14 protein-coding genes are annotated in these 11,525 nt (G+C 71.6%); 4 read left to right on the plus strand and 10 right to left on the minus strand.

Features of this window, described 5'->3' with window-relative positions; translation table 11 throughout:
- Nucleotide 1: 1 nt before the first annotated feature.
- From JOM49_RS30325 to JOM49_RS30350, 6 genes are all read right to left on the minus strand, one after another.
- Complete coding sequence (locus tag JOM49_RS30325) at nt 2-943, minus strand: VOC family protein (RefSeq protein WP_209667599.1); 942 nt, start codon at nt 941-943, stop codon at nt 2-4.
- Nucleotides 940-1,950, minus strand: a complete 1,011-nt coding sequence (locus JOM49_RS30330) for an amidohydrolase family protein (RefSeq protein WP_308158926.1) — start codon at nt 1,948-1,950, stop codon at nt 940-942. The genes JOM49_RS30325 and JOM49_RS30330 overlap by 4 nt, the downstream gene beginning before the upstream one ends.
- Nucleotides 1,947-3,071 (minus strand): FAD-dependent oxidoreductase, encoded by a 1,125-nt coding sequence (locus JOM49_RS30335; RefSeq protein ID WP_209667600.1) that lies wholly within the window; start codon nt 3,069-3,071, stop codon nt 1,947-1,949. Before JOM49_RS30335 ends, JOM49_RS30330 begins: the two co-directional genes overlap by 4 nt.
- Nucleotides 3,072-3,085: 14 nt before the next feature.
- Nucleotides 3,086-4,051: a cyclase family protein gene (locus JOM49_RS30340; RefSeq protein ID WP_308158927.1), complete on the minus strand. Its 966-nt coding sequence runs from the start codon at nt 4,049-4,051 to the stop codon at nt 3,086-3,088.
- Nucleotides 4,036-5,001: a fumarylacetoacetate hydrolase family protein gene (locus JOM49_RS30345; RefSeq protein ID WP_209667601.1), complete on the minus strand. Its 966-nt coding sequence runs from the start codon at nt 4,999-5,001 to the stop codon at nt 4,036-4,038. Before JOM49_RS30345 ends, JOM49_RS30340 begins: the two co-directional genes overlap by 16 nt.
- A 98-nt stretch (nt 5,002-5,099) precedes the next feature.
- On the minus strand, nt 5,100-5,621 hold the full coding sequence (locus JOM49_RS30350; protein WP_209667602.1) for an OsmC family protein: 522 nt from the start codon (nt 5,619-5,621) through the stop codon (nt 5,100-5,102).
- A gap of 155 nt (nt 5,622-5,776) precedes the next feature.
- On the opposite strand from JOM49_RS30350, the gene JOM49_RS30355 reads away from it, so the two are divergent.
- The 3 genes from JOM49_RS30355 to JOM49_RS30365 are packed head-to-tail and all read left to right on the plus strand — an operon-like array spanning nt 5,777 to nt 7,696.
- Complete coding sequence (locus JOM49_RS30355) at nt 5,777-6,352, plus strand: TetR/AcrR family transcriptional regulator (protein ID WP_209667603.1); 576 nt, start codon at nt 5,777-5,779, stop codon at nt 6,350-6,352.
- A 6-nt stretch (nt 6,353-6,358) separates the two neighbouring features.
- Entirely contained in the window at nt 6,359-6,790 is a 432-nt protein-coding gene (locus JOM49_RS30360) for a DUF3237 domain-containing protein (protein WP_209667604.1), read from the plus strand.
- A 9-nt stretch (nt 6,791-6,799) separates the two neighbouring features.
- Nucleotides 6,800-7,696: an alpha/beta hydrolase fold domain-containing protein gene (locus tag JOM49_RS30365; protein ID WP_209667605.1), complete on the plus strand. Its 897-nt coding sequence runs from the start codon at nt 6,800-6,802 to the stop codon at nt 7,694-7,696.
- A gap of 3 nt (nt 7,697-7,699) precedes the next feature.
- Here the strand turns inward: JOM49_RS30365 and JOM49_RS30370 are convergent, their stop codons facing one another.
- Entirely contained in the window at nt 7,700-8,671 is a 972-nt protein-coding gene (locus JOM49_RS30370) for a helix-turn-helix transcriptional regulator (RefSeq protein WP_209667606.1), read from the minus strand.
- Between the two features lie 63 nt (nt 8,672-8,734).
- Here JOM49_RS30370 and JOM49_RS30375 point away from each other — a divergent pair, with 63 nt between their 5' ends.
- Nucleotides 8,735-9,886, plus strand: a complete 1,152-nt coding sequence (locus JOM49_RS30375) for an epoxide hydrolase family protein (RefSeq protein WP_209667607.1) — start codon at nt 8,735-8,737, stop codon at nt 9,884-9,886.
- A gap of 183 nt (nt 9,887-10,069) precedes the next feature.
- Here the strand turns inward: JOM49_RS30375 and JOM49_RS30380 are convergent, their stop codons facing one another.
- Genes JOM49_RS30380 through JOM49_RS30390 form a run of 3 tightly spaced genes read right to left on the minus strand, consistent with a single transcriptional unit; the run spans nt 10,070 to nt 11,516 of the window.
- Complete coding sequence (locus tag JOM49_RS30380) at nt 10,070-10,810, minus strand: hypothetical protein (protein ID WP_308158928.1); 741 nt, start codon at nt 10,808-10,810, stop codon at nt 10,070-10,072.
- Entirely contained in the window at nt 10,807-11,115 is a 309-nt protein-coding gene (locus JOM49_RS30385; protein WP_209667608.1) for a type VII secretion target, read from the minus strand. Before JOM49_RS30385 ends, JOM49_RS30380 begins: the two co-directional genes overlap by 4 nt.
- Complete coding sequence (locus tag JOM49_RS30390) at nt 11,112-11,516, minus strand: YbaB/EbfC family nucleoid-associated protein (RefSeq protein ID WP_209667609.1); 405 nt, start codon at nt 11,514-11,516, stop codon at nt 11,112-11,114. The genes JOM49_RS30385 and JOM49_RS30390 overlap by 4 nt, the downstream gene beginning before the upstream one ends.
- Nucleotides 11,517-11,525: the final 9 nt, after the last annotated feature.

An 11,525-nucleotide genomic window follows, 5' to 3' on the forward strand; every position in this document is an offset into this window, starting at 1 on the left:
GTCACACCGGCGGCGCGACGAAGCAGCCGCGGTCCGGGTCGTTGAACGATTCCTTGGCCACCAGTTCGCTCATCGGGTTGGCCGTGCCCCACTGGTCGGTCACCTCGGGCTCGGAGAAGTCGTAGACGTGCGGGTGCCAGCTGTCCTCGTCGAGCAGTTCCAGTTCGGTGGTGTACTCGAGGGTGTTGCCGTGCGGGTCGAAGAAGTAGGAGAAGGTGTTGTCCCCGGCCATGTGCCTGCCCGGGCCCCAGACCTTGTGCACGCCCGCGCGCAGCAGCCTGCCGGTGCCGCGCATGTACTCGTCGATCCCGCGCAGCTCGAACGAGATGTGGTGCAGCGAGGTGTGCGGGCCCTTCGCCAGCGCCAGGCTGTGGTGCTGCGGGTTGACCCGCATGAAGTGCATGACCTCGCCCATGTGCGGGGAGCTCAGGGTGTCCGAGAGCGCGAACGCGAGGTGCTTCTCGTACCAGGCGCGGGTCTTGCCGAGGTCCGGGGAGTTGAGCACCACGTGGGAAAGACGGACCGGGATGGCTTCCTTCTCCTCGATGCGCCGGTGCTCGCGGGTGTCGACCTCGGCCGAGACCTCCACCGTGCGGCCGTCCACGTCGAAGAACCGGAAGCCGTAGCCGCCACCGAGGGTGCCGAGCTCGTCCGGGGTGCTGATCAGCTTCACGTCGTCCGCGATCAGCCGCTCGGCCAGCGCGTCGACGTCCTCTCGCGTGGCCGCGCCGAACGCGACCAGGTCGAGCCGCTTCTCCTCGGCCTTGCGCAGCCGCACCACGTACTGCTCGGGCGAGCCTTCGGCGGCGAGGAAGCTCAGGCCGGTGTCCCCGGCGACCTCGGTCAGCCCCCAGACACCCGAGTAGAACTCCAGTTGCTTGTCGTAGTCCGGCACGGCGAGGTCGACGTGGCGGAGGTGGGTGAGCAGACGCCTTGGTGTCATCGTGGCTCCTTCGCGGACAGGTTGAGCAGGGCGGCGGCGTTGCCACCGCGCACCGCGTGGAAGTCGGGTCCGGTCAGTCCCGCCGCGCGCAGGGCGGCCAGCGGATCGGTGGTGCCCATGTCGAACGGGAAGTCCGAGCCCAGCAGCACCCGGTCCGCGCCGGCGGCCCGGACCAGTTCGCGCAGCACGTGCGGGTCGTGCACCAGCGAGTCGAACCACAGGTGCCGCAGGTAGTGGCTCGGTTCGTGCGCGCAGCCCCGCGCGTCCGGGCGGACGCGCCAGGCGTGGTCCGCCCGCCCGAGGTGGGTGGGCAGGTAGCCGCCGCCGTGCGCGGCGACGAGCTTCAGCCCGGGGTGGCGGTCCAGCACGCCGGAGAAGATCAGGTGGGACAGGGCCACCGCGTTCTCCGTGGGCTGCCCGACGCTGTTGGACAGGTACCAGCGATCCAGCCGCTCGTCGAGCGTGCAGCCGAACGGGTGCAGGAACAGGATCGCGCCGGTTTCCGCGGCCAGCTCCCAGAACGGCTCGAAGGCGGGATCCGAGAGTTCCCGGCCGGGGGCGTGGCTGGAGATCTCCACCCCGGCCAGTCCTTCGCTCAGCGCGTGGTCGAGCATCTGGACGGCCAGTCCGGGGTGCTGCAACGGCACCAGGCCGAGCCCGGTCAGGCGGGCCGGGGCGTGCGCGCAGTGCTTGGCGACGGCCGTGTTGGCTGTCTCGCACATCGCGCGGGCGACCTCGGCGTCGGCCCAGTAGTGGTAGTGCGACGGCGACGGGCTGACCAACTGCACGTCCACGCCCTCGGTGTCCATCGCGGCGAGTCGTCGCACCACCTCGGTCAGCAGGGGCAGCCGCTCGCGGATCATCCCGCCGTTGACCGCCAGCGCCTCGGCGCCGTTGCGGCGGGCGTCCAGTTCGCGGGCGGCGGCCAGGCCCGGCAGCCCCTCGACGAGCTGGTCCACTTCGGACAGCAGGACGTGCGCGTGGACGTCCACGGTCGGGATCGTCACGGCAGCTCCCGCAGCATCGCCGCGGTGCGGCCCATCAGCCCGGGCACGTCGGCGTCCCGCACCCCGTCGAGCAGCCACTGTCCCAATTGGACGGAACCGTCGACGATCTCGCGCACGCGCGGGTAGCGGCGGTCGCGGTACCGGGTGAACAGGCCGTCGTCCCAGACCTCCTCGGCCGCCAGCAGTTCGGTCAGCACGAGCACGTCCTCCAGCGACATCGCGGCACCCTGCGCGAGGGTCGGCGGGCAGGCGTGCGCGGCGTCACCGGCCAGCACCACCCGGCCGCGGTGCCACGGGCCGTCGAGAAGCAACCGTTCGAACCAGGTGTAGTTGATCAGCGCCGGATCGGTGAGCGAGCGCTGGATCTCCGGCCACGGGCCGCCGTAGCTCTCGGCCAGGCGCCGCATCTCCTGGTGGTAGGCGGCGGGCTCGACGGCCGACCGGTCGCGGTTGCGTTCGACCAGGTAGGCGTACGCGGTGTCCTCGCCGGTCGGGCAGCAGCCGGCGATGAAGCACCCGCCGCCGTAGACCATGTGCGTGTGCTCGACACCCGCCGGGCGGGGCACGGGCGCACGCCAGATGGCCATGCCGGTCGGCTCGGGGAGGCAGTCGATGCCGATGAGCCGCCGCACGCCCGACTGCACCCCGTCCGCGCCCACGACCAGGTCGTAGCGGCCGGTGGTGCCGTCGTCGAAGGTGACCCGCACGCTGTCGGTGTCCTGCTCGAACGCCGTGACGGTCCGGCCGAGCCGGACGAAGGCGCCGGACGCGCGGACGGCGTCGATGAGGATCTGCTGCAGCCGGGGCCGCTGCATGCCGACCGTGGCGGGCAGGTCGTCGCCGCCGACGCGCCCGGACGACTGGACGGCCACTACCGTGCCGTCCGGGCTCAGCAGGCTCAGCTCGTCGAAGGCGAACCCGTCGCGCAGCACGAGGTCGAGCACGCCGACCTTACGCAGCACCCGCAACGCGTTGCCCTGCAAGGTGATCCCGGAACCCGTGGTGGAGTTCCAGTCTTCGCGCAGCTCGACCAGGTCGACGGCGAACCCCGCCCGGCGCAGCAGGACGGTGAGGGCGTTCCCGGCGATGCCACCGCCGACGACGAGCACGGTGCGGGTCATCTCGGCTCCCGGGGTCACTTGACGGCGATGGGGTTGACCGGGGAGCCCACGGCCCCGGTGATCGGCAGCGGCGCGGCGGTCAGCCAGCACTCGTGCACCCCGTCGGCGGCGCAGTCCGCGGCCAGGGCGTCGAGGTCCCACATCTCCCCCACCAGCAGCCCGAGGTGCGGGATGACCACCTGGTGCAGCGGCTGGAAGGCGTGGTCGAACTCGTTGGGCCGGACCTCGAAACCCCAGGTGTCGGTGGCGATCGCGGCGATCTCCGTGCGGTGCAGCCAATTCGCGGTGGTGAACGACAGCCCGGGCGCGGGCCCGCCGGCGTAGTCGCCCCAGCCCTCACGCCGGGCGCGGGTCAGCTGGCCCGTGCGGACCAGCACGATGTCCCCGCGGCCGACCGTGACGCCGTGGGCTTCGGCGGTGGCGACCAGGTGCGCTTCGGTGATGGCGAATCCGTCCGGCAGTTCGCCGTCGCCGACGACACGGCCGACGTCGAGCAGCACCGCCCGCCCGGCGACGTGCGCGGCCATGTGCTCGATGCCGGTGATCAGGTCGCCCTCGGCGGTCACCGTGGTGGCCGCGTCCCGGCCGTTCCACGCCCGGCCGTGGTCGAAGATGTGGCCGAGGCCGTCCCACTGGGTCGAGCACTGCAGGGGCATGGCGATCACGTCGTCGGCGCCGCCGATGCCGTGCGGGAAGCCCTGCAACCCGGCGGCGGCGTCCGTGCCGGTGTCGAGCATGGTGTGCACCGGATTGGTCCGGCGCCGCCAGCCCTTCTGCGGCCCGTTCATGTCGAACCGCTGCGACAGCGAGAAACTGGCCCCGCGGCGGATGAGCGCGGCGCCCGCGCGGCGGTTGGCCTCGGTGAGGAAGTTCAGCGTGCCCAGCACGTCGTCCGCACCCCAGCGGCCCCAGTTCGAGCAGGCCTTGGCCGCTTCGGCGATCGCGCCTTCGGGATCGGCGCGGTTCACTCGGCCACGCACCGGGTCCGCTGGGTCCCGAGGCCGGTGATGGTGCTCTCCATGACATCACCGTCGCGCAGCAACCGGCCCCAGTGCATGCCGTTGCCCGCCGGGGAACCGGTCAGCACCAGGTCGCCGGGCAGCAGCGTGGTGGTCTGCGAAACGCAGGAGACCAGGCGGGCCACGTCGAAGATCATGTCCTTTGTGGACTCGTCCTGCATGGTTTCGCCGTTGAGCTTGAGGACCAGCCGCAGGTCACCCGGATCGGCCACGAACTCGGCGGGCACCAGGTACGGGCCGAGCGGCGTGAAGCCGGGCGCGTTCTTCGCCCGCAGCCAGTCGGTACCGATCTCACGCATGTCCTTGCGGAACACCAGATCGCGCGCGGTGAGGTCGTTGGCGATCGTGTACCCGGCGACGTGCTCCAGCGCGTCCTCCGGGGACACGCGGTGTGCCGGGCGGCCGATGACGGCGGCGAGCTCCAGTTCCCAGTCCGGCTGCGTGGTCCACGACGGCAGCACCACGTCGTCCTGGGGACCGGTGATCGCCGAAGGCAGCCCGATGAACACGTACGGCTGGTCCTCGCGGGCGCGTTGGTCCATCATCCCCGCCACCCGCGCGCGGGCCTGCTCCTCGGTCTCTTCGGAGTCCGACGGCCGGTGGGCCACCGCGAGGTCGATCACGTGCTGGCGGTAGTTCGCGCCGGACTGGAACACCTGCCGCGGCATGATCGGCGCGTGCACCCGCAGGCCTTCGAGCTCGGCCCAGCCCTGCGTACCTTCGGCGATCCGGCGCAGTTCGGGCAGCGCCCCGGCCCAGCGGTCGAGCACCGCGAGCGTGGTGGCGGGCCGCCAGTCCAGCGCCTGGCTCAGATCGGCCACGCGGTCGCCCACCACCAGGCCGGGGAACGGTTCCCCGGCGGCGGAGAAGGTGCCGAGCGCGAACGGGGCGGGTGACGCGGGTGTTGCCATCAGATGTCCTCCAGGGGGTCTGCACCCACTGTGGCCCAGCCCGGAGGATCACGGAAATGAATGTCTCTGATGACGGACATCCACGGCCTGGATGCCCGTCAGGCGAGTTCGACGTTCACCGGCACCTCGTTGTTCAGCGTGTGCCCGACCGGCGAACTGCGGATCACCTTCTGGTGCAAGGCTTCCAGCTCCTCCCGCGAGGCGGGCGAGTCGATGCGGACGTTCGCGGTGATCGAGTCGAAGCCCGCGTGCCCTTCGGCGAGACCGAGGAACACGTGCAGGTCCACGTCGCCCTTGACGTCCACGGTGAGCTTGTCGAGCTGGATGCCCGCGACGGTCGCGTTGGCGGCGTAACCGACGGCGAGGCAGTTGCCCAGCGCGCTCAGCAGTTGCTCGACCGGGTTGGCCGCGCTGTCACCACCACCGAGCGCGGGCGGCTCGTCCGACGGCGTGGGGTCGAACCCGCGGACCTTGGCCGCCGAGCGGAACCCGCCCTCCCAGGTCACGTGCGCGGCCCAGGTGGTCTTGGCCTTCGCGGGGTCGGCCTGCACCGCGGCGACGAGGCCGCCGACGGCTTCGAGGTCGACGGAGTTGAGCGGCTGCTGCACTTCCACGGTCATGTCAGGGCTCCGGGTGGTTCGAGGATTCACGGACACGGTGAGGGTGACCGCGGCGGGCGGCCGGGGGCAACGGCACCCGCACTGTGGGAAACCGGGAGTCCGGGAGACATAAATTGACACTTGTCCAGTTCTTGACACCTGTGTATAACCGGTCCATGCCCGTCGACGAGCGCCCACCGGACCGCCGGGTGGCGCGCTCGCGCGCGGCGTTGTTCGCCGCGGCCGTGCGGCTGGTCACCGAACGCGGCACCACCGCCGTGCCGATCACCGAACTGGCCGAGGCGGCCGACCTCAGCAGGCAGGCGGTCTACCTGCACTTCGCCAACCGCGACGAGGTGCTGGTCGCGGCGGCGGCCGACCTGGCCCGCCGGGAACTGGTGGGTGCCGGTGAAGGTGGCGGCCGGTCCGCGTTGCTCGCGGCGGTCGGGCACTTCGCCGGGAACCGCGAGTTCTACCGCGCGATGCTGTCCGGCCCGTGTGCCTTCGCGCTCACCCGCGCGCTGGGCGACCTGCTCGCCCCGGTCAACCGGCACCTGCTCGGCACGCTGGTGGACGTCGCGCCGGAGACCCTGGACGACCTCGCCGTGTTCGTCACCGGTGGCATGGGCGCGATCATCAACGCCTGGCTGCTGGACGAGGCACACCCCGATCCCGAGGAGTTCGCCGATCGGCTCGCGCGGTTGTGGCGCGGCCTCGGCCTGACCGCCCCGGCCGACCTGCTCACGAGGTGACCCGAGATGCCCGACCCCACCCTGACCCTCATCGCCCGCCTGACCGTGCTGATCGGTGAACCGGTCGACGCGGGCCCGGTGCCCGGCGGGCACCGGCGGATCATCCCGATCACCGGCGGCACCGCGGAAGGCCCGCGCATCGAAGGCGAAGTCCTGCCCCTGGGCGCGGACTGGAACCTGATGCGTCCCGACGGGGTCGCCGAAGTGTCCGCGCGCTACCTCGTGCGCACCCACGACGGTGTAGTGCTGACCATTTACAACGAAGGCAGCCTGAAGTTCGACGGCGTCCCGCGCGGGATCACCACGCCGCGCATCGAAGCCCCGGCGGACGGGCCCTACGCCTGGCTCAACGACGCCGTCCTGGTCGGCACCCTGACGCCGGTCGTCGACGGGCAGCGCCCGATCGGCGTCTCACTCGAGTTCCACCACGCGGACTGAAGGCCCACCATGTCGATCCTCTCCTTCCCACCGGTCGCCGACTTCGCCGCGCGCACTTTCTCGAAGCTCGCGAACCGCCGGACCCCGTACCGCGCCGTCCTTCCCGTGCGTACCGAGGAAATCCGGGTGCCCACGCGACACGGTGAAGTCGCCGCGACGCTCTACCACCCGCCGTCCGCCGACGCCCCGCCCGCGGTCCACGTCAACGCGCACGGCGGTGGGTACGTCACCGGGCTGCCCGCCTTCGACGACGCGCTGTGCCGCCACCTCGCCACGCACGCCGGTGTGGTGGTGGTCAACACCAGCTACGCGCTCGCCCCGCGACGCCGGTTCCCGGTGCCGGTGGAGCAGATCCACGACGTGCTGAAGTGGGCGGCGTCGAGCGATCGCGAGTGGGACGGCGGCAGGCTCACCGTCGGCGGGCAGAGCGCGGGCGGCGCGCTGGCCGCCGGAGCGGCGCGGCTGGCGTGGGAGACCGGCGGCCCGGCACTGGCCCTGCAGGTGCTGCACTACCCGCCGCTGGACCTGGTCACCCAGGCCAAAAATAAGCCTTCGCCGCTGGGCCGCAAGGCGGTCATCCAGCCGTGGATGGGCGAGATCTTCGACACCGCCTACATTCCCGACCGCGGCGAGCGCGGGCACCGGCTCGCCTCGCCCGCCTGGGGCACCAACGCCGACGGCCTCGACGGCATCGCCCCGGCGGTGGTGATCACCGCGGAACTGGACCGGCTGCGCGCGGAGGCCATCACCTACGCCCGCAAGCTCGACGTGGCCGGGGCGCTGGTGCGGCACCACGACGTCACCGGCGCGGACCACGGTTACGACATGCTCGGCGACGCTCCCGGCCTCGCGCAGCAGACCTACGACCTCATCGCCGGGCACCTGCGTCGCGCCGTTTCCCGTTAAGGCTCACACCTCGGGCTCCGAGCCGAGCGCGGCCAGGCAGCGGGCGGCCTGGCGCCGGAACGCGGCCGGGAGGTCCGGCGGGCCGTCGACCAGGGCGAAGTCGGCCTGGACCGAGGTGATCATCCAGACCAGGTCGTCGGTCGTCTCGGCGCCGAGGTGCAGCAGGCAGCTGCGCGCGTCGACGGCTTCGATCGCGCCCATGCCCGGCCACACGCGGTCCGAGACGGCCTCGGCGGACTCGTGCAGGGTGACCGTCGCCTGGCAGGGCCAGGTGCGCGCGGACAGCTGGCGCGCCAGGTAGTCGGCCACGTCGTCGTAGGGCAGTTCCCTGGGCGTGAAACGGGGTCCGGCGGGCGGGCGCGGGGTGAGCCGGTCGACCCGGAAGGTGCGCCAGTCACCGCGGTCGAGGTCGAAGGCGACGAGGTACCAGTGCCTGCCGAAGTTGACCAGGCGGTACGGCTCCGCGGTCCGGCGGGAGGCACCACCGCGCGGGCTGGTGTAGTCGAAGCGCAGGCACTCGTGGCGGCGGCAGGCGTCGGCGATGGTCATCAGCGCGTCCGCCGAAACCTGCGGGCCGGGTGCCGTCCCGGCTCGCACGGTCGCGGACTGCAGGGTGTGCACCCGGTGGCGCAACCGCGACGGCAGCACCTGCTCCAACTTGGTGAGCGCCCGCAACGCCGTCTCCTCGATCCCGGCGACCGAACTGCTGGTGGCGGTCCGCAGCCCGACGGCCACGGCGACGGCTTCCTCGTCGTCGAGCAGCAGCGGTGGCAGGGAGGCACCCGCGCCCAGCCGGTAGCCGGGCGTGCCCTGCAGGGCGTGGACCGGGTAGCCGAGTTCGCGCAGCCGCTCGACGTCGCGCCGGACGGTCCGTGTGGTGACGCCGAGCCGTTCGGCCAGGTCGGTGCCCGGCCAGTCGCGGTGGGTCTGCAGCAGGGAGAGGAGTTTCAGCAGCCGCGCGGAAGTCTCCAGCATGGGTTCCAGTCTGCCTGATCGTTAGGACCGGAACTGTCCTAACCGGGTCCTAGCGTGGTCGGCATGACACCGGACATCCAGCCGTTTTCCGTAGACATCCCGCAGTCCCAGCTCGACGACCTCGCCCAGCGGCTGGCCGCCACCCGGTGGCCGGACGAACTGCCCGGCGTCGGCTGGAGCCGGGGCGTGCCGGTCGGCTACCTCAAGGAGCTCGCCGAGTACTGGCGCACCGGGTTCGACTGGCGGGCGCAGGAAGCCGCGCTCAACGCGCACCCGCAGTTCGTCACCACCATCGACGGGCAGCGGCTGCACTTCCTCCACGTGCGCTCACCGGAAGCCGGCGCCACTCCCCTGGTCCTGCTGCACGGCTGGCCGGGCGGGGTGACCGACTTCCTCGACGTGCTCGGGCCGCTGTCCGACCCGCGCTCCCACGGCGGCGACCCGGCCGACGCCTTCCACCTGGTGATCCCGTCGCTGCCGGGGTTCGGCTTCTCCACGCCGCTGGCGGGGCCGGGCATGAACGCCGCGAAGATGGCGGGCCTGCTGGTGCGGTTGTTGGCGCTTCTGGGGTACGAAAGCTATGGCGTGCAGGGGTACGACACCGGCGCGTGGGTCGGGCCGGAGATCGGGAAGCAGGACCCGTCGCGCGTGCTCGGGGTCCACCTGAACGGGATGCTCACCTTCCCGATCGGCGCCGAAGGTGAGTTCGACGAGTTGCCGGAAGCCGACCAGCGACGCTGGGAGTCGATGCAGAACTTCAACGACGGTTACCTGCAGTGCAATTCGAAGCGCCCTCAGACGGTGACCTACGGCCTGCACGATTCCCCGGCCGGGCAGCTGGCGTGGATCGTGGAGAAGTTCAAGGAGTACACGCTGCCGGAGGACGGTCTGCCGGAGGACAGCGTGGACCGGGACCGGATGCTGGCGAACATCGCGCTGTACTGGTTCACCGGCACCGCGGGCTCGGCGGCGCAGATCTACTACGAGGAAACCTCGGCCGCCGACTGGACCGGCGACTCCTCGTCCCCGGTCCAGTCCCCGGTCCCGGTCGGTGTCCTGATGTCCGCGCACGACGTCACCATCCGCCGCTGGGCGGAACGCGACCACCACATCGTGCACTGGACCACCCTCGACCACGGCGGCCACTTCCTGTCCATGGAAGCCCCGGCCAGCCTGATCGACGACGTCCGCCTGTTCTTCCGCAAACTCCGCTGACCGCCCCGGCCCTGGCTGGCTCGAGCCTTGACTGTGGAACTCGCCCACCCGAGTGCGGGTCTCGGCTTCCTGAGCGTGCGGTTCGCCTTCCTGAACGTGGGTTTCGGCTTCCTGAACGTGTAGTTCGGCTGCTGAATGCTGTGAGTGGGGCATTACTTGCATCCATTGCAAGTAATGCCCCACTCATGGCGTTGGTTCGGAGGGGGTTTGGAGGGCGGTGAGGGCTTGGTCCAGGACGTCGAGGGCGGCGACGGCACCGTGGACGAGTTTCAGCAGGTTTTCGGTGCTGGACAGGAGGATCCCCATCTTCTCGGCGATCTTCCCGCCGTATTCGACGGCGATCTGCACGACCTGCGGGATGGCCGCCGCGATGCTGGCGCCGCCGGTGGCCGGGGCGGCGGCCAAAGCCTGCATGACGATCGGGTTGATGCGCGCGACCGCTTCGCCGATCAGTTGCGTGACGATGTCGCGGGCCTGCGCCACCACCTCACCGGCACCGGCGAGCGCGCCGGAGGCGGCGGTGCTCGCCTGCGCCGCCGCTTCGAGGCCGTCGGCGAGTCGCGCGGCGGACGAGCGGTACTCCGTGCCGCCGGAGCCCGACCAGTCCGCGGTTTCCGCGGTGCTCGCCTCGCGGTAGGACCCGGCCGCCGCGGAAACGCTCCGCGCAGCCGTCTGAAATCCTTGCGAGCTCGTGGAAATCGCGTCCGGGTCGGCGGAGAGCTGGCTGAGCGGCTCTTCGAGGAACGACACGAATCCCCGCACCCAGCCGAAACCGGCGTCCGAGATGGCCGACAGCGGGCTGCCGGTCATCTCGAGGATGCCGAGTGCCGTGCTCGCGCCCCCGAGACCGGCGGACACCCAGTCCCCGTTCTCCACGGCGGCGGTGGTGGACTTCAGGTCGGCGAGCACCTCGGTCGTGGTCACCGGCCCGCCTCCGCCGAGCGCAGGCGGCTCCCGCCGTCGCCGTCGGCACCCTGGTAGTGCTCCGCCGCCCGGCCGAGCCGCGTGCTCATGCTCTCCACCGTCGCGGACGCGTGCCGGAAAGTCTGCGCGGTCCGGCCCAGCACCTCCTGCAGCCCGGTGGTGAGGAACTGGGTGAAGGTGCCGAGCGCGGCGCTGTCCAGGCCGCCCGGCAGCGCGGCCGCGACGGTGGACACCTCCGCCGCGACACCACTGGCGGTCCTGGCGTGGGCCCGGATCCGGTCGGGATCGACCAGCACGTGGTTCATCGGGAGATCTCCGGTGGGTTCGAGAAGTAGTGGTCGTCGTCGGGCACGGCGGCCGGGGCGGGTTCGGCCGCCGCCAGGTTCCGCTTGATCAGGTCCAGCGCCGGGCCTTCGCCGGTGTATTCGGTCATGATCTCGACGACCTGCGCCCCGGCCACGCGCTGCGCCTGCCGCGCGGTGTCCAGGATGAGCTGCGCGAGCTGGTCGGCCTCGAGTGCGCGGGCGGCCGCGGACAGCCGCAGGTCCTCCAGCGCACCACTGACCCCGACCGCGACGGACACCTCCCCGCGCGGGGAGGTCGCGCTGCCGCCGACCTGACGCAGGTTCGATTCGACCGCCCGCGCCGTGGCGTCGAGGCGTTCGAGGTTGCTCTGGTAGTCGGCCAGCCACCGTGCCGGATCCATGGACTTCCC

It is taken from the genome of Amycolatopsis magusensis, from assembly GCF_017875555.1.
GTDB lineage: Bacteria > Actinomycetota > Actinomycetes > Mycobacteriales > Pseudonocardiaceae > Amycolatopsis > Amycolatopsis magusensis.